Genomic DNA, 18,087 nt, shown 5'->3' with positions numbered 1-18,087 from the left:
GGCTGATCCGAAAAAGAGCAGCACCTTCGGGCCCGGAGCCTGTTGGCTCCGAGCCTGAAGGGGTGAAGAGGGGGCGCGAGAGGCATCCGGCTCAGAAATGGGTGAGATGGAAAGAGCCGGGTGGCCCCTCGCGCACGGCTTTTTTAGGCGGTCCATCACCCGTTGCCGGATGCGACTGGCCTCCCGTCGGGAGCGCGTGCGTGTCGCCCTCCCGCAGGACCGTGCCTGCTCCCGTTCTTGCGACGCCTCGCGAGCGCGCCCCTCGTGGAGCAGATCTGATCCGCTTATAGCAAAGCTTGTCCCCACAGTAAAGAACAAAATAAGAACATGCTCCGGAACAACGCCGGGGACGACGGCGAGGGGAGCAGGAAGGTGTCATTCCCGGCCGAAGCGCAGCGGAGGGGAAGGGAAGCCACCCTCCCGCGCTGCCATGGATCCCCTTCCCGGCTCTTCGAGTCGCCGGGGATGACACGCCCATTCCCCTCCCCATTGTGGGGTGGGGCCAAGGCTTCAGACCATGACACCCCCACCTCCAACTCCTCCCCACAAGGGGGAGGAGGGCTTCGGTCGCGCTCGTCACTCCCGACTTGCGCAAGAGACAGCAGGTCGGGGCAGGGCCCGAGGCCTGCGGGGAGGAGAGTTCGCGCCGCGCCTGTCATGCCAGGCAGCGGCATCGCGGCCTCTTCGGACCCGATTGACAGCCTTTCCGGCCTCGCTCATTGCAGCGCCATGTCCCTGACTGCGACCCACCGATCCTCCGGCGATTTTCGGGCCGACCGCCGCTACGAATACGCCCGCGCCGCCTTCGACGAGCGGGATTTCGCGGCCGCCGCCGATCTAGCGCGGCAGGTGATCGAGCTCGCGCCGGGCTTCGCCGCGGCCCATGCCCTGCTGGGGCGCTCGCTGGCAATGACGGGTCCGCAGGGTGAGGCCGTGACGGCGCTTCTCCAGGCGCTGGAGCTCGAGCCCGAGGATGCGCTCGGCCTGCGCATCGATCTTGCCCGGCTGGGCGCGCTCGAGCCGGGAGCGGCCATCGCCGACGGCTATGTGCGCGCGCTCTTCGATGGTTACGCCCCCCGGTTCGAGAAGCATCTGACCGAGAGCCTCGGCTATTGCGGGCCGGACCTGATCGTGGAGGCCCTTCGCCGGGTCTGCGCCACAGGCTCGCATCCCGTGCATTTCGAGCGGGCGCTCGATCTCGGCTGCGGCACCGGGCTGATGGCGAAGGCGCTGCAGGGCGCCTTCGGGACCATGGAGGGCGTGGATCTCTCAGGCCGCATGCTGGAGCGCGCCCGCCAAAGCGGGCTCTATGCGGGGCTCCACCAGGGCCACCTCACGCCGTTCCTCGTGGGTCGCGGCGAGGGCGAGGCGGACCTCGTGATCGCAGCCGACGTGTTCATCTATCTGGCGGACCTCGCACCCGTGTTTCGCGAGACGCACCGTGTGCTGAAACCCGGCGGGCTCTTCGTCTTCACGGTCCAGTCGCATCCGGGAGACGGCGTCGTTCTGGGCCATGATGCGCGCTATGCGCACAGCGAGACCTGTCTGCGGGAGCTCGCGGAGACGGTCGGCTTCACGATCCTCGTCTTCGAGCGCGCCTCGATCCGGGAGGATCGCGGCGCACCGGTTCCAGGGTTTTTGTGCGTGCTGCAGCGGTGATCAATATTGCGGCGGCGTCGAGGGATGCGGGGCGCTCTCGTAGCAGCCCGCCACCGACTGGTCGAAATCGATCACCGAGCCCGTCATCATGCCGGATTCGGCGCTCGCGAGGAACGCCACCGCGCGGGCGACCTCCCTTGGCTCCAGCAGGCGGCCGAAAGGCTGCTCCTTCACGGCTTTCTCCAGCCAGTCGTCGGGCGCGTCGTGATAGGTCTTCATGGTCAGGTGCTCGCCCGGCGTGTTCATCCAGCCGATGTTGAGCGCGTTCACGCGGATGCGCCAGGGCATGAGGCTGAATGCGGCGTTCTTGGTGAGCGTCGCAAGCGCGCCCTTCGAGCCGGAATAGGCGGTGATGAAGGGCTGGCCGCCATGAGCCGACATGGACAGGATGTTGACCATCGCGCCCTCGATCCTCTCCCGCCGCATGATCTTCGCGGTCTCCTGCATGAGGAAGAACGGCGCGCGCACATTGACCGCGAACATGCGGTCGAAGAGTTCCGGGCTCGTATCGAAGATCGTGCCGCGGTCGGTGATGCCGGCGGCGTTCACCAGGGCGTCGATGCGCCCGAAGACATGGTCCGCCCGCGCCGTGACCTGGCGCGCCTCCTCGACGCTCTCGAGATCGGCCCGCACGAATTCCGTGTGGCAGCCCTGGCCGGAAATCTCCCGCGCCACCGCATGGCCGCGCTCCTCGTTGCGCCCGCAGATCACGAGGCCCTTGGCGCGGCGCTCGGCAAGCAGGCGGGCGATGGCTTCTCCCAGGCCCTGGGTGGCCCCGGTGATCACGGCGACGGCGTTCTGGAACTGCATTTCGTGCGGCATGGTGGCAAGCCCTTGTTGTCGTGGTGGCGTTGAGGCCAAGCTGAAACGATCCCGGCCGGATGGCAAGCGGGCCGAGGCTCGTCCCCTGTCAGGCGGCGCGCAGGTCCTTCGTCATTTCCCAGCATGCCACCGGAACCGGGCCGTTCAGGGTCTCGGCCTCCTCCGTGAGGGTGGACGAAACCCGCCAGCCGCTCCGCTCATAGAAGGAGCGGCCCCTGTCGTTGCCGACCAGCAATGGAGGGAGGCGCAGTCCGAGCCTGAGGCGCGCATGGCGTTCTCGCTTTCCTGCAGGAGCGAGCGCCCGAGGCCGAGGGAGCGTCCTTCCGGCAGCACGTAGAGCTGGCCGAGATAGTTGCCGCTCCATGCGGAAAAGCCGAGGATTGCATTCTGTGAGACTGCGACGAGGGGCGAAGAGGGGAGGCGGCGAACCCGGGCGATGAAGAAGGCCTCGTTCCGGTATTCGGCGACGCTGCGGGGCTGGAGGGGAGCCTGCGTTTCGAGCCAGACGGCGTGATAGAGCCGGCCAATCTCTTCCAGCTCGTCCCGCCGGGCCGTTCGGATGTGGTAGCTCACAGGCCTGTCCTCCCGGGCCAGCAAAGGGGAAGGGGGGCACAAGGTCAAGCTGGCCGATTGCAGGGTGCGTCCTCTGCCATGGCTAAGTCGCCGAGGGCGTCCTATCTTCGGCTCTGCATGCCGAAAGCCTCCCCATCCCTTCTCCCCAAGACCTTCCGTGACTGGTTCGCAGGCCGCGGCTGGACGCCGAGGGCGCATCAGCTCGATCTGCTCGCTAAGGCGAAGGAGGGCCGCTCCGTGCTGCTCGTCGCGCCCACGGGGGCGGGCAAGACGCTGGCGGGGTTCCTGCCGAGCCTGGTGGAGCTGGCGGACAGGGCAGGGGGCAAGGGAAAGAGCAAGCAAAAGAGCCAGGAAAAGCAGGGCCTGCACACGCTCTACATCTCCCCCCTGAAGGCGCTCGCCACGGACATCGCCCGCAATCTTGAGCGGCCCGTCGCGGAGATGGGGCTTCCCATCCGCATTGAGACGCGCACCGGCGACACGCCCTCGCACAAGCGCGCGCGGCAGATCGAGCGGCCGCCGGATATCCTGCTCACCACGCCGGAGCAGCTGGCGTTGCTGCTCGCCCATCCTGAGGCGCGGGAGTTCTTCCAAAATCTGCGGCGGGTAGTGCTCGACGAGCTGCATTCGTTGGTCACGTCGAAGCGCGGGGACCTCCTGTCACTCGGTCTCGCGCGGCTGATGACGCTTGCGCCGGAGGCCGCCGCCGTGGGCCTGTCCGCGACCGTGCGCGAGCCGGACGAGCTGAGGAGGTATCTGGCGGGGCAGCTTTCCGCGAATTCCCTCCCCCTTGCGGGGAGGGATAAAGGGTGGGGGTCGGAAAGTCGAAGCTCTGCAGGCCACCCAGCGAACGCAAACGCCGGTACAGCGCCAAAGTCGGTTGAACGCTCGCCCCGCCGAACCCCCCCCACCCCTGGCCCCTCCCCGCAGGGGGGAGGGGAAATGCCGATGGCCGATCTCGTCGTCGCCGAGGGCGGGGCGCAGCCCGACATCCGCATGCTCGAACTCGAGGAGCGCCTGCCGCTTGCGGGACACACGGCTTCTCTCTCGATGCCCGCGATCTATGAACTCATCCGCGCGCACAAGACCACGCTCGTCTTCGTCAATACGCGGCTGCAGGCGGAATACACCTTCCAGGAACTCTGGAGGCTCAATGACGACGGACTCGCCATCGCGCTCCATCACGGCTCTCTCGACGTGGCGCAGCGCCGCCGGGTCGAGGAGGCGATGGCGGCGGGAAAGCTGAAGGCCGTGGTCTGCACCGCGACCCTCGATTTGGGCATCGACTGGGGCGATGTGGACCTCGTGGTGAATGTGGGCGCGCCCAAGGGAGCCTCGCGCATCATGCAGCGCATCGGCCGCTCGAACCATCGCATGGACGAGCCGTCGGAGGCCTATCTCGTTCCTGCCAACCGCTTCGAGATTCTCGAATGCCGCGCGGCCTTGGATGCTGTGCACGAGGCGGCGCAGGATACGCCGGACGCGCGCATCGGCGCGCTCGACGTGCTCTGCCAGCACATCCTCGGCATGGCCTGCGCCGAGCCGTTCAGGCTCGAAGAGCTTTACGAGGAGGTCCGCTCCGCCGCGCCTTACGCGCAACTCACCTGGGAAGACTTCGAGGCCTGCGTCGCCTTCGTCGCCACCGGCGGTTATGCCCTTCGCGCCTACGAGCGCTTCGCCAAGATCGTGAGGGGGCAGGACGGGCTGTGGCGCGTGCGCGATGCGAAGGTCGCGCAGCAGTACCGGCTGAATGTCGGCACCATTGTCGAGTCGAGCATGATCAAGGTGCGGCTCGGCAGGTCCATGCGCTCGCGGCCGGGCACCGTGCTGCCGCGCGGACGCATCCTCGGCGAGATCGAGGAGTATTTCGCGGAGACGCTCACGCCCGGCGACACCTTCCTGTTTGCAGGCGAGGTCCTGCGTTTCGAGGGCATCGCCGAGGACGAGGTGCTGGCGACGCGGGCCGGCGCCGGAACCGATCCGATGATCCCGTCCTACGAGGGCGGGAAGTTTCCTCTCTCGACCTTTCTCGCCGCCCGCGTGCGCGCCATCCTCGCCGATCCCTTCGAGTGGGACCGGCTGCCGCCGCAGATGACGGAATGGCTCCTGCAGCAGCGGCGGCGCTCTGTCGTGCCGGGGCCGCGCGATCTGCTGGTCGAGACGTTTCCGCGCGGCAACCGCTTCTACATGACCTGCTTTCCCTTCGAGGGCAGGCTCGCGCACCAGACGCTGGGCATGCTGCTCACCCGCCGCCTGGAGCGCGCGCGGATCAAGCCCCTCGGCTTCGTGGCGAACGACTACGGCATCGCAGTCTATGCCTCGGGCGACATCGCCGCAAAGGCGGCGCGCGATGCGGGCTTCCTGGATGAGCTTTTCTCCGAGGACATGCTGGGCGACGACCTGGAGGACTGGCTCGCGGAATCCGCCCTCATGAAGCGCACCTTCCGCCAATGCGCCGTGATCGCGGGCCTCATCGAGCGCCGCTTTCCCGGAGAGAAGAAGACCGGCCGTCAGGTCACGATCTCCACCGATCTCGTCTATGACGTGCTGCGCAAGCACGAGCCCGACCATGTGCTGCTGCGGGCGGCGCGGGCGGATGCGGCAACGGGACTCCTCGACGTGAGGCGCCTCGGCATGATGTTGGAGCGCATCCGGGGGCGAATCATCCACAAGCCGCTCGACCGGGTTTCTCCCTTAAGCGTGTCCGTCATGCTGGAGATCGGCCGCGAGCGCGTCTATAGCGACGATGCGGACGAGATTCTGGCCGAGGCGGAAGCGGCGCTTCTCGACGAGGCTTTGGCGTGACGGCTTTGCTCAAGAACAAACAGACAACCTACGAGATCGACCTGAACGGTCAGGCGGCCATCCTCGACCTCACCGGGGCGATGGTCCTGCCGGCGCACGACGCGCTGCTCGTGGCGGACCTCCATTTCGAGAAGGGCTCGTCCTTCGCCAGGCGCGGCATGATGCTGCCGCCCTACGATACCCGCGAGACGCTTGTCGCCCTCTCCGAGGCGGTTTTCCGCTTCGATCCGAAAACCGTCATCGCGCTGGGCGACAGCTTCCACGACATCGGCGGGCCGGACCGGCTCGGAACCGAGGAGCGCGCCACGCTCGCCGATGTGCAGAAGGGGCGCGACTGGATCTGGGTCACGGGCAACCACGACCGCATCCTGCCGGAGAGCATCGGGGGCGAGGTGGTGGAGGAGATGGCGCTGGGCGGCCTGACCCTGCGCCACGAGCCTTCGGCCGGCGAGCAGGCGGAGATCGCAGGCCACCTTCACCCGGTCGGCAAGGTGGTGATGCGCGGGCGCGCCACCCGGCGGCGCTGCTTCGTGACCGATGGCGTGCGCTGCGTGATGCCGGCGCTCGGCGCCTATGCGGGCGGGCTGAATGCCTGCGACGCCGCCTTCAAGCCGCTTTTCCCGAAGGGCTTCACCGCTCACCTCATCGGCACGGAGCGCATCTTCGCCATCGCGAAGTCCATGCTCTGCCGGGATTGAGGTCCTGTTGTCATCCCCGGCGGCCCGTCAGGGCCGGGAAGGGGACCCATTGGCGCGGCGCAGACGGGTGGATTCCCTTCCCCTCCGCTTCGCTCCGGCCGGGAACGACACGGACAGACAAGGGCTTCTTAATCCCGCCTGAAGATGACGTTGGCGACCCAGCCGAAGAGGATGGCGATGAGCGCGGTTGCAAGGCCGTAGAGGGCCGACCAGTCCCGGGCGACCTCGCCTACCTGCTGCTCGAAGCCGGTCTTGACCAGCTCGAAATGGGTCACCTCGCGGTCGAGGATCACCGTGTCCGCGAGCAGCGTGACCTCCACGTCGTACGTGCCCGGAGGGGCGGTGGCGGGCAGGGGGATGTTGGCGCGGAAGATCGTGGGCGTCAGGAACGAGACGCCCCGGGGATCCTCCAGATAGAGCCCCTCCTGCGACCTGATGCGGTAGAGGGCCTCGCGGAAGGGCTGGTCCGCTCCGCTGCGCTCGTTGGTGAGATCGGGGGAGTTGATGATGGCCCACAGGCCGATCTTCTGCCGCTGGCGCAGCTGAATGCTCGTCATTTCCGCGACGGGCCGTGAGGTCAGCACGCTCAGGTAGGCCGGGGCCATGGGAAATTTCTGTTGACCCTGGTTGATCCAGACCGGCCCGAACTGCTCCTTCTCGCGCACGACGAGAAACTGCAGCGGCCCGCGCACGGTGACCACGATGTCGTAGCCTGCGCTGCGGGCGACCGTCTGCGCATCCCGCTCGATGGTGCCGAACACCGCGATCGACGTGCCGGTATAATTGGAGCTGATCAGCACCCGGTGGTTCGACAGGGTGATGATCAGGTTCTCCGCCGAGGCGGCCGTGATGCTGCACAGGAAGAACAGGAGAAGGCCCAGCGCTCTCACTGGTGGACCTCCTGCGTCGTGACGGTGAAGGGATCCTCCGGGCGAACCACGAGTTCGAGCGCGAAGCGCAGGCCCACGGCCAGCAGCAGGATCGCGAGCAGGAAACGGAAGAGTTCGGCCCTCAGGTTACGCCCGACCCGTGCGCCGAACTGCGCTCCGAAGACGCCGCCGACGATGAGCAGGATGGCGAGAACGAGGTCCACTGCCTGGTTCTGCACCGCGTGCAGGACCAGGGCGACGATGGTCGTGCAGACGATCTGGAACTGGGAGGTCCCCACGACGATGGTGGTCGGCACCCGGAAGATGTAGAGCAGCGCCGGGACCACGATGAAGCCGCCGCCGATGCCGAGCAGCGCGCCCGCGAAGCCGACGAAGAGGGCGAGCCCCGTGATCGGGATCACGCTCACGTAGAGCTTCGAGCGGTAGAAACGCATGCGCAGCGGCCAGCCGAGATAGGGCGGGTGCTCGCCGGCCCTGCGCCGCGGGCGCACGGAGCCGCCTTTCCTCTTAGTCCAGAACTCCCGGATGCTCTCCTTCAGCATGAGGCTGCCGACCACGGTGAAGAGCGTCACGTAGGAGACGACGATCACGAGATCGAGCAGGCCCGCCCGCCGGGCCGCCGCGAAGAACCAGACGCCCAGCACCGAGCCGACGAAGCCTCCGGCGACGAGGATCCCGCCGAGTTTCATGTCGAGCGCCCTGCGGCGCAGGGCCCCGAGGACGCTGGTGGTGGAGGAGGCGACGATCTGCGCGGTCTGGGTCGCGACCGCGACCGCCGGCGGAATGCCGATGAAGATCAGGAGCGGCGTCATGAGAAAGCCGCCGCCAATGCCGAAGAGGCCCGATATGAAGCCGACCGCCGCACCCATTCCCAGAATGAGAAGTACGCTCACAGGCATTTCGGCGATAGGCAAATAGATTTGCAACCCGGTTCCCCTATGGCCGGCGCAGCCATCCTGTTGTTAGGACATCGTCAGGCGGTTTACGGCTCACCTGATGAACGGAAGGTGACAGCCGCCATCCGTGGTTTCAACTCCTGTCCGCTCCGGTTCGATCCAGGGCCACCGTCTGGCCTGGGGACGAGACCGGAATATCGTTGGCCTCCGGGTCCACAGTGCGCGCCCGCCATTGCTCCAGAGCCGCCTGGGCGGTCCGGAGATCGGCGGCGGAGAGCCGCGCCGCGATCTCGTCGCGCCTTTTGCCCGCTTCCGCATCGCCCTGCCGGGCCGCGAGCGCGAACCACGTGAAAGCCTCGGCCAGGTTCTTGACCCCGCCGGCGCCGCGGGCCAGGAGCACGCCCATGTTGAACTGGCTGTCGCGCCAGCCTCCGGCGGCGGCCTCGCCGAACCAGCGCATCGCCGCCGCGTAGTCCGGCTTCCCGAGCGCGCCGGAGGCGAGCAGGGTGGCGAGGTTGTGCATGGAGCGGATGTTGCCGCCCTGGGCCGCGCGCTCGTACCAGGTGGCGGCGAGCTTCGCGTCCCGGGGAACGCCCGCCCCCTTGTCGTAGATCATGGCGAGCCGTTCCTGAGCCGGGGGCAGGCCGGCCTGGGCCGCCCGCTCGAAGAGCCGCAGGGCCAGGGTCATGTCCTGGGGGATCCCGCGCCCTTCGGCCGCCTGCGCGGCGATGGCGTAGAGCGCCGCCGCATCGCCGGAGAGCGCCGCCTGCCTCAGGACGGCGGGCGCCTCTTCCGGAATGACGCCCACCGTGGTGGGGTCGATGAAGAACTTCGCCTGAGCCGGAAGGGCAAAATGGGAGGCGGTTTCGGAAAGGCTCACGGCGCGGAACAGGCCCGCCCCATCCGCAGGGGGCAACGTGCCGACGGCGTTTGCCGTCTCGACCGGCGCGACGTCGGGCGATGCCGCGGTGAGGGACGGCGCATGCCTTCCCGCCAGCAGGACCTGCGCCGTGCCGGCGGCAAGGATCAGGAGGGCGATCCCCAGGAGAAGGGGACGGCGATGGCTGTCCAGGGTTCGGCGGAGACGCTCGAGGAGAGAGGGCATCGGGAGCGCGGCTTCGTCCGCCGGGCCGCGCCCGGCCTCATGACGGAGGTTGGCTCCCGTATCCGCGGGCGCGGACAGTTCCGGTTCGGACCTGTCCGGTATGATGGTCTGCGCGGCGCGGCGGGCCGCCGCGATGAAGCTCGCGCGCAGATTGCCGAGTTCGGCCTCCTGCTGCGGGGAGGCCGCGGCAGGCGATTCGAGGCCGGGCGACGCCCTGCTCGTCATCGAAACGACGCGAGGCTCCGTGGCGTCGACCGCTGCGAGGGAGGCGGAGACCTCCTCCATCTGGGACAGGGCGGCCGCATGAAGCCGGCGCACGGCGGCTTCCAGACGGTCGGCCGAGGGAAGCTTCTCCGGCGCGCGTTCCGGCTGCGTGTGGATGCCTGCCCCGGCGAGGCGCAGGGCGACGCCCTGGTCCGGGAAGCGGGCGATCAGCGTTTCGAGCGCGCCGTGAACGGCGCGCAGGGTCTCCTGGGTCTTCTTGTCGGCGCGAGCCTGCAGAGCCTTCAGCTCGACGAAGCCCTGCTTGAGGGCGTCCACGTCGCCGGGATGCGGCAGGCTGGGCCCGATATCCTTGAGCACGGCCCTGGCGGTGCGCTCCGCCAGACCCGAGGCCTCGTCTTGCAGGCTCTTGAGATAGGTCGCCGCCTCGTCCACGGCCTTCTGGAGGGGCGCGCCCGTTCCGGCAGGAGCCCGGTCGAGCTTTTCGTCGAGATTGCGCAGCATGAGCTCGAGGGCGGAGGTGTCCATCCGCTGGCCGACCTGCCGCACTTCCTCCTCGAGCTGGTCGAAGCGACGGAACAGGGGCTCCTGCGAGGGAGCCTCGCGGGATGCGACATCCTGGACCTGCGAGGACAGGCGGCCGATCATCTCGGTCAGGGCTTCGGCCTGATCGAATCGGCTGCTGGAAAGCTCGGACATCCGCTCGGTCAGGAGCGCGAGCTGCATGGCGATAGGATCGAGATTGGCGGGCTCCGGCTCCGGACGGCTCACGAGAACGTCGAGGCGCTGGCTCAGGGACTGGAGCTGTTCGGGCACGTCGCTCGCTTCCTGCGCCGCGACGGTGCGGCCGAGCGCCGTGCAGACATTCTCGAGCGAGGTCTTGAGGGCCGCGAAATCGGCCTTGCCGACCTGATGCGCGCGCAACTCCGCGATCTGCCCGCCGAGGGCTGCGATCTCGCCGGACAGGCGCTCGATCTGCTGCGGCTCGGCTCTCTGGGCGAGGTCGTGGCGCATGTCGACGATCTGGCTGCTCAGGAAGTCGATCACCGAGCGGTCCACGCCCGTCTCGGCGATCCGGTCGATCTTGCGCTGGAGAATTTCGATCTCACCGCCGAGGCGCCGGTGCATGCCCTCCGCCAGCTCCTCCGAGAGGGTCTGGACCTGCCGGTAGAGGGCGGCGACAGAGGAGGCGAGGGTGAGGAGGTCCTTGCTGGCGCGCCCTTTGTCCAGGCCGCGGGCGAGGTCCTTCACCGCATGGTCGAGAGCGGTGATCTCCTCGCGGGTGGCGAGGCTCTCCATGGAGGAGCGCAGATGCTCGATCTCCGCACGGATTCCCTCCACCGCGGGGCTCGATGCGCCCGGCTGCTCCAGCCGTTCGGCAAGGCGCGACATGTCAGAGCGAAGGCCGACCAGGGTCTCCGAGAGCGGAGCCAGCGCCTTGAGGGCGTCCTGGACCGGAAACTCGATGCGGGCCGGAGCCGTCCGCTGCTCGACCGTGTCGAGGCGGTCCTTCACCGCGGACAGGATCTGCGACAGGGCTTCCGTCGTCCGGTCCCGGTGATCGGCGGAGGCGCGGGCCGTTTCGGTCAGGCGCTCCTCGGTCTGCTCCATCCAGCTCGCCATGGATTCGAGAGCGATCTCGGTGCGCGTGTTGGATGCCTCCCGCGGCATCCGGACTTCGGTCTGCCGCTCCCTGAAACGGCGCTCGCTCTCGGCCGCGGCGGCCGCCATGAGCGCCTCCCGGTCCTCGGCCGTGATCCGGCGGGCGCGCGTGGTGAGCGTTTCGGCCGCGCCGTCCTGCCCGGCGAGGATCCGGGCCGCCCAGTCCTCGAGGCTCAGGCCCGCCCGGCGTGCTGCGACCTTCGCCAGATCGCGGGCCTCAAGGTCGAGATCGTCGAGATTCGGGAGGACGTATCGTCTCATGGCCGGCTCGCAGGGGGTACTGGAACGCTGGCGACGCCCATGGCCCCATGTCCATGCCCGCCGCGACGATCAGAGCCGGCGCGGGCGAATCGCGGCGACGCCTCCGGGTTCTCTGACCGATGGCGCAGCTTTTGGCGAACGTAGTAAAAAAGCTGTTAAGCGCGGGGCATTTAGCGGCGGCCGCCGGCCCGGAGCGGCTCATTCCTCTCAGGGAGCCTCTCCAAAGGGAGGGGGCTTTGCCCCAGCGGGAGCCACAAGACGTAACATGCTTGCAATAAGCATAAATAACGTTCTATCATACTATTACAAGTGATGCGCGTGTAAGCGCGGAACCAATAATGAATTGACGGGGCACGATATGACACTCAACGCGAGCGCCTCCGGCCATGCGGAGCCGGGCAATGGCGCAAACTCCTACACCATCGGAGATCTGGCGCGCGAATTCGGCGTAATGCTGCGGACGCGGCGCTTCTATGAGGATCGCGGCCTTCTCTCGCCGCGCCGCGACGGCACCGCCCGCATCTACGATGCCCGCGACCGTGAGCGCCTTTCCGTCATCCTGAAGGGCAAGCAGCTCGGCTTCACCCTGACCGAGATCCGCGCCATGCTCGCCGAGGACCGTGCCGGCGGCACGCCGTCCCTGAACCTCAACCTCTCCCTCGACCAGGTCGAGGATCAGATCCGCCATCTCGAGCAGCAGAAGATGGAGATCGAAGAGGCCCTCATCGAGCTCAAGGCCCGCCGCACGACCCTCGCCGCCGCCTGAGCAGATCGCCTTCAATTTCTTTTCCTCCGAGCGCCGGAGAGCCCTTCTCCGGCGCTTTTCGCATGGGCGCGAGGGGCTGACCCGACGGCCTTTTGACCCATTTCAGGGGCGATCTCGCGCCCTACCTCTTCCCTACGGAGATCGGATAGTTTATATGTAAACTATCTTATTCGCCGGCATGGCCCTGACGCCTGCCGGCCTCCGAACTGGGAGGAGTCCGCATGCCGGTCTACAAGGCCCCCGTCGAAGACGTGACCTTTCTTCTGAACGACGTCTTTTCCATCGAGCGCTACAACAACCTGCCGGGCTTCGCCGAAGCGACGCCGGACATGGTGGAGGCGATCCTTGGCGAGGGCGCGAAGCTCTGCGAAGAGGTGTTCGCCCCTCTCAACCGCACCGGCGATCTGGAAGGCTGCACCCGCAACCCGGACGGCTCCGTCACCACGCCGAAGGGCTTCAAGGAGGCCTATGAGGCCTATGCCTCCGGCGGCTGGATGGGGCTTTCGGTGCCGGAGGAATATGGCGGACAGGGGCTGCCTTCCGTCCTCAACACCATCATGCAGGAATTCGTCTCCTCGTCGAACCTCGCGCTCGGCATGTATCCGGGCCTGACTCAAGGCGCGATCGCCGCGCTGCTGGTGCACGGCACGCAGGAGCAGAAGACGAAGTACCTGCCCAAGATGGTCGAGGGCGCCTGGACCGGCACCATGAACCTGACCGAGCCCCATTGCGGCACGGATCTGGGCCTGCTCAAGACCAAGGCCGTGCCGAACGGCGACGGCTCCTACGCCATCTCCGGTACGAAGATCTTCATCTCGGCCGGCGAACACGACATGGCGGAGAACATCGTCCATCTGGTGCTGGCCCGCATCGAGGGCGCACCCCAGGGCACCAAGGGCATCTCGCTCTTCCTCGTGCCCAAGGTCCTCGTCAATGAGGACGGTTCGCTGGCGGAGCGCAACGGCGTCGCCTGCGGCTCTCTCGAGCACAAGATGGGCATTCACGGCAATGCCACCTGCGTCATGAACTACGACGGCGCGAAGGGCTGGCTCGTGGGTGAGGCAAACCGCGGCCTCAACGCCATGTTCGTGATGATGAACGAGGCGCGCCTCGCCGTGGGCGTGCAGGGCCTCGCCCAGTCCGAGGTCGCTTACCAGAACGCCGTGGCCTATGCGAAGGACCGCCTCCAGGGCCGCTCGCTCACAGGCGCGAAGTTCCCCGACAGGCCCGCCGATCCGATCATCGTGCATCCGGACGTGCGCCAGACGCTTCTGACCGTCAAGGCGATCAACGAGGCCGCCCGCGCCCTCATCGTCTGGACGGGTCTCAACAGCGACATCGCCCACCGCTCCTCCGACGAGGCGCAGCGCCAGGTGGCCGACGACTACATGGGCCTCCTGACGCCCGTGGTGAAAGGCGTGCTGACCGATCTCGGCTTCGACAACGCCGTGAAGGCGCAGCAGATGTTCGGCGGTCACGGCTATATCGAGGAATGGGGCATGTCGCAGTTCGTGCGCGATGCCCGCATCGCCATGATCTACGAAGGCGCCAACGGCATTCAGGCGATGGATCTCGTCGGCCGCAAGCTCGCCAAGGACGGCGGGCGCGCCATCATGACCTTCTTCAACGAGGTCGGAGCCTTCTGCCAGGAGAACGAGGGCGACGAGAATCTCAAGCCCTTCATCGCTCCGCTGCAGCAGGGCATCGGCCACCTCCAGCAGGCCACCATGTGGTTCATGCAGAACGCCATGGCCAATCCCAACAATGCAGGGGCGGGCGCGACCGACTACATGCACCTCTTCGGCCTCGTGGCCATGGGCTACATGTGGGCGAAGATGGCGAAGGCCGCGAATGCGAAGAGGGCTCAAGGCAACGGCGCGGCCGACAGGATGGACGCCAAGCTGCTCACCGGCCGCTTCTTCATGGAGCGCCTGATGCCGGAGACCGCCACGCGGCTCGCCCGCATCACCACCGGTGCGGACGTCACCATGGCGATGCCGATGGAGGCATTCTGATTGTAGGACTGTCATCCCGGCCCGAGCGTGAGCGAGGGCCGGGATCGCGTCGCTGAGTACGAATATCCGCAAATGGTCCCGGGTCGCGGTCGGCGTGCCCGGGACGCCGCACAATCACTCTGGGAGGCTTTCATGGCCGAAGCTTACATCTACGACGCCGTCCGCACCCCGCGCGGACGCGGCAAGCCGGACGGTTCGCTGCACGAGGTGCCGGCGGTCGATCTCGCGGTCACGACGCTCGACGCCATTCGCAGCCGCAACGACCTCGATCCCGCGCTCGTGGAGGACGTGGTGCTCGGCTGCGTCGATCCGGTGGGCGAGGCCGGCGGCGACATCGCCCGCGCCGCAGCCCTGAAGGCGGGCTTCGGCAAGGAGGTGCCCGGCGTGCAGATCAACCGCTTCTGCGCCTCCGGCCTCGATGCCGTGAATCTTGCGGCGGCGCAGGTCATGTCCGGCATGAAGGACCTCACCATCGGCGGCGGCGTGGAATCCATGAGCCGCGTCGGCATGGGCGCATCCGGCGGCGCATGGCCGGTCGATCCCGGCATCGCCATCGCCAACTACTTCCTGCCCCAGGGCATCTCGGCCGATCTCATCGCGACGAAATACGGCTTCTCCCGCGACGATGTCGACGCCTATGCCGTCCAGTCGCAGAAGCGCGCCGCGAAGGCCTGGGAGGAGGGGCGCTTCGCCAAGTCCGTCGTGCCCGTGAAGGACGTCAACGGCCTCACGATCCTGGCCAGGGACGAGCACATGCGGCCGCAGACGGACATGCAGTCCCTGGGCCAGCTGAAAGCCGCCTTCGTGCAGATGGGCGAGATGGGCGGCTTCGACGCGGTGGCGATTGCCGCGCATCCCGATGTGGAGTTCGTCAACCACGTGCACCACGCAGGCAACTCCTCGGGCATCGTGGACGGCGCTTCCGCTGTGCTCGTGGGCTCGAAGGAGGGCGGCGCGAAGGCGGGCCTCAAAGCCCGCGCGCGCATCAAGGCCTTCGCCTCCATCGGCTCCGATCTCGCGCTCATGCTCACGGGGCCCGTGGACGTGACCGAGCTCGTGCTGCGCAAGGCCGGCATGACGAAGGACGATATCGATCTGTTCGAGATCAACGAGGCCTTCTCGGCGGTGGTGCTGCGCTACATGCAGGCCATGGATCTCGACCCGTCCGTCGTCAACGTGAACGGCGGCGCCATCGCCATGGGCCACCCGCTGGGTGCGACCGGCGGCATGGTGCTGGGAACGGTGCTCGACGAGATGGAGCGCACGAACAAGCAGACCGCTCTCGTGACCCTCTGCGTCGCCGCCGGCATGGGCACGGCCACGATCATCGAGCGCGTTTAACGCTTTGTCATCCCTGGCGGCCCGCAAGGGCCGGGAAGGGGATCCATCAACCGGCGCGCACGCAAGTGGATTCCCTTCCCCTCCGCTGCGCTCCGGTCGGGAATGACACGAAAGTCCGGGAGAGAACTATGACGAACTTCACCAACTTCCGCTTCGAGGTCGACGGCGACGGGATTGCGCTCGCGACCTGGGACATGGCCGACCGCTCCATGAACGTCATCACGCCGCAAGTGATGGAAGAGCTGTCGCAGATCGTCGATAAGGTCGCGGGCGACGAAGCCATCAAGGGCTGCGTCATCACCTCCGGAAAGGACTCGTTCTCCGGCGGCGCGGACCTCAACATGCTCCAGGGACTCGGCGCGGAATACGAGCGGCTGGCGAAGGAGAAGGGCGAAGAGGCTGCGATGCAGTTCTTCTTCGACGAGTCGCGCAAGCTCTCGCTGCTCTACCGCCGCCTCGAGACCTGCGGCAAGCCGTTCGCGGCCGCGGTCCACGGCGTGTGCCTCGGCGGCGCATTCGAACTGGCGCTCGCCTGCCATTACCGCGTGCTGTCGGATGTGGATTCCACCCGCGTCGGCCTGCCCGAGGTGAAGGTCGGGCTCTTCCCGGGCGCCGGCGGCACACAGCGCGTGGCGCGCCTGATGCAGACGGGCGATGCGCTGCAGATGCTGTTTAAGGGCGACCAGATCCGCCCGCTCATGGCGCGCAACATGGGCCTCGCCCACGCGGTCGCGCCGCGCGATCAGATCGTCCAGGCGGCGAAGGACTGGATCAAGCAGGGCGGCTCGGCTGAAGCGCCGTGGGACCAGAAGGGCTTTAAGCTTCCCTCCAACAAGGTCTATTCGGCGGCCGGCATGCAGATCTGGCCTCCGGCCAACGCCATCTATCGCCGCGAGACGCAGGACAACCACCCGGCCATCTACGCGATCCTGGAATCGGTCTACCAGGGCCTGCAGCTTCCGATGGATCTGGCGCTGAAGGTGGAGTCGCGCTGGTTCGCCAAGATCCTGCGCTCGAAGGTGGCGGCGGCCATGATCCGCACGCTCTTCGTCTCCATGCAGGACCTCAACAAGGGCGCGCGCCGTCCCAAGGACGTGCCGCCCACGTCGCTCAAGAAGGTCGGCGTCATCGGCGCAGGCTTCATGGGCGCGAGCGTGGCCTATGTCACCGCCAATGCGGGCTTCGAGGTCGTTCTGATCGACCGCGACGTGGAGGCGGCGGAAAAGGGCAAGGCCCACTCGCACAAGCTCATGTCCGACCAGATCATGAAGGGCCGCGCCAAGACCGCGGATCGCGATGCGCTGCTCGCGCGCATCACGCCGTCGGCCGGTTACAGCGACCTGAAGGATTGCGACCTCGTCATCGAGGCCGTGTTCGAGGATCCGCAGGTGAAGGCCGAGGTGATCGCGAAGGTGGAGGCGGCGATCCGTCCCGACTGCATCTTCGCCTCCAACACCTCGACGCTGCCGATCACGGGGCTCGCCAAGACCTCGAAGAACGCAGGCCAGTTCATCGGCATCCACTTCTTCTCGCCGGTCGAGAAGATGATGCTGGTCGAGATCATCATGGGCAAGGAGACGGGCGAGAAGGCGCTCGCCACTGCGCTCGACTACGTGCGGGCCATCAAGAAGACGCCCATCGTCGTCAACGATTCCCGCGGCTTCTTCGCCAATCGCTGCGTGCTGGCCTATATCCTCGAAGGTCATCTCATGCTGACCGAAGGCGTGCCTGCGACGATGATCGAACAGGCAGGCAAGCAGGCGGGCATGCCTGTCGGCCCGCTCTCGCTCAACGACGAAGTCGGCGTCGATCTCGGCCTCAAGATCCTCAGGGCCACGAGGGCGCAGCTGGGCGATGCCGCCATCATCCCGGAGCAGGAGCAGCTGCTGACGACCCTGGTGGAGAAGGAGGGCCGTCTCGGCCGCAAGAACCGCAAGGGCTTCTACGATTATCCGGAAGGCGGCCCCAAGCGCCTTTGGCCCGGCCTGAAGGGTCTCCAGGTGAATCCGGCGGCTGCCGAACTCATTGACATGCAGGAGTTGAAGCAGCGCCTCCTCGTGACGCAGGCACTGGAGGCCGCGCGCACGGTGGAGGAGGGCGTCATCACCGATCCCCGCGAGGCGGATGTGGGCTCGATCCTCGGCTTCGGCTTCGCGCCCTATACGGGCGGCGCGCTCTCCTACATCGACTTCATGGGGCCCAAGGCCTTCGTGGAGCTGTGCGGGAAGCTGCAGGCGAAGCACGGCGACCGTTTCGCCCCGCCGAAGATCCTGCTCGACATGGCCGCCTCCGGCGAGACCTTCTACGGCCGCGCCGCGGCGAAGAAGGCTGCTTGACCTCATCCGGCGTTCCGGGGCCATTTCCTGGCCCCG

The 18,087-nt window shown here is 67.3% G+C and carries 12 protein-coding genes; 7 read left to right on the top strand and 5 right to left on the bottom strand.

The genetic code is table 11. From position 1 onward, the window contains the following. The first annotated feature begins 729 nt into the window (after nucleotides 1-729). Nucleotides 730-1,659 carry a class I SAM-dependent DNA methyltransferase gene (locus tag LG661_RS07855; RefSeq protein WP_230531322.1) on the top strand — a complete coding sequence of 310 codons (930 nt, stop codon included), beginning with the start codon at nucleotides 730-732 and terminating at the stop codon, nucleotides 1,657-1,659. On the opposite strand, the gene LG661_RS07850 is transcribed toward LG661_RS07855, so the two are convergent. Together LG661_RS07850 and LG661_RS07845 are read right to left on the bottom strand one after the other, a co-directional pair. Then, complete coding sequence (locus LG661_RS07850; RefSeq protein ID WP_230531321.1) at nucleotides 1,660-2,481, bottom strand: SDR family oxidoreductase; 822 nt, start codon at nucleotides 2,479-2,481, stop codon at nucleotides 1,660-1,662. It lies immediately after the preceding gene. A gap of 144 nt (nucleotides 2,482-2,625) precedes the next feature. After that, nucleotides 2,626-3,054, bottom strand: coding sequence for a GNAT family N-acetyltransferase (locus tag LG661_RS07845; protein ID WP_230531320.1), 429 nt, complete (start codon nucleotides 3,052-3,054; stop codon nucleotides 2,626-2,628). A 117-nt stretch (nucleotides 3,055-3,171) separates the two neighbouring features. On the opposite strand from LG661_RS07845, the gene LG661_RS07840 reads away from it, so the two are divergent. Further along, complete coding sequence (locus tag LG661_RS07840) at nucleotides 3,172-5,859, top strand: ligase-associated DNA damage response DEXH box helicase (RefSeq protein WP_230531351.1); 2,688 nt, start codon at nucleotides 3,172-3,174, stop codon at nucleotides 5,857-5,859. Next, on the top strand, nucleotides 5,856-6,557 hold the full coding sequence (gene pdeM / locus LG661_RS07835) for a ligase-associated DNA damage response endonuclease PdeM (protein ID WP_230531319.1): 702 nt from the start codon (nucleotides 5,856-5,858) through the stop codon (nucleotides 6,555-6,557). Before LG661_RS07840 ends, pdeM begins: the two co-directional genes overlap by 4 nt. A gap of 128 nt (nucleotides 6,558-6,685) precedes the next feature. On the opposite strand, the gene LG661_RS07830 is transcribed toward pdeM, so the two are convergent. The 3 genes from LG661_RS07830 to LG661_RS07820 all read right to left on the bottom strand — a co-directional run bounded on the left by LG661_RS07830 (nucleotide 6,686) and on the right by LG661_RS07820 (nucleotide 11,593). Continuing rightward, nucleotides 6,686-7,447, bottom strand: a complete 762-nt coding sequence (locus LG661_RS07830; protein WP_230531318.1) for a TIGR02186 family protein — start codon at nucleotides 7,445-7,447, stop codon at nucleotides 6,686-6,688. Then, nucleotides 7,444-8,373 (bottom strand): sulfite exporter TauE/SafE family protein, encoded by a 930-nt coding sequence (locus LG661_RS07825; protein ID WP_230531317.1) that lies wholly within the window; start codon nucleotides 8,371-8,373, stop codon nucleotides 7,444-7,446. Before LG661_RS07825 ends, LG661_RS07830 begins: the two co-directional genes overlap by 4 nt. Before the next feature lie 103 nt (nucleotides 8,374-8,476). Further along, nucleotides 8,477-11,593 carry a hypothetical protein gene (locus LG661_RS07820; RefSeq protein WP_230531316.1) on the bottom strand — a complete coding sequence of 1,039 codons (3,117 nt, stop codon included), beginning with the start codon at nucleotides 11,591-11,593 and terminating at the stop codon, nucleotides 8,477-8,479. A 358-nt stretch (nucleotides 11,594-11,951) separates the two neighbouring features. Here LG661_RS07820 and LG661_RS07815 point away from each other — a divergent pair, with 358 nt between their 5' ends. The 4 genes from LG661_RS07815 to LG661_RS07800 all read left to right on the top strand — a co-directional run bounded on the left by LG661_RS07815 (nucleotide 11,952) and on the right by LG661_RS07800 (nucleotide 18,051). Further along, nucleotides 11,952-12,359 (top strand): MerR family transcriptional regulator, encoded by a 408-nt coding sequence (locus tag LG661_RS07815; RefSeq protein WP_230531315.1) that lies wholly within the window; start codon nucleotides 11,952-11,954, stop codon nucleotides 12,357-12,359. A 221-nt stretch (nucleotides 12,360-12,580) separates the two neighbouring features. After that, a complete protein-coding gene (locus LG661_RS07810; protein WP_230531314.1) occupies nucleotides 12,581-14,374 on the top strand; it encodes an acyl-CoA dehydrogenase C-terminal domain-containing protein in 1,794 nt (597 codons plus the stop codon). 132 nt (nucleotides 14,375-14,506) lie between these two features. Next, entirely contained in the window at nucleotides 14,507-15,715 is a 1,209-nt protein-coding gene (locus tag LG661_RS07805) for an acetyl-CoA C-acetyltransferase (RefSeq protein WP_230531313.1), read from the top strand. Nucleotides 15,716-15,843: 128 nt separating this feature from the next. Next, nucleotides 15,844-18,051 carry an FAD-dependent oxidoreductase gene (locus LG661_RS07800; RefSeq protein WP_230531312.1) on the top strand — a complete coding sequence of 736 codons (2,208 nt, stop codon included), beginning with the start codon at nucleotides 15,844-15,846 and terminating at the stop codon, nucleotides 18,049-18,051. Nucleotides 18,052-18,087 lie beyond the last annotated feature (36 nt).

The sequence above is a fragment of the Microvirga roseola genome (genome assembly GCF_020866965.1).
GTDB classification, from domain to species: Bacteria; Pseudomonadota; Alphaproteobacteria; order Rhizobiales; family Beijerinckiaceae; genus Microvirga; species Microvirga roseola.
The sequence above is the reverse complement of the archived record's forward strand: the minus strand, read 5'-3'. Positions and strand labels throughout refer to the sequence as shown.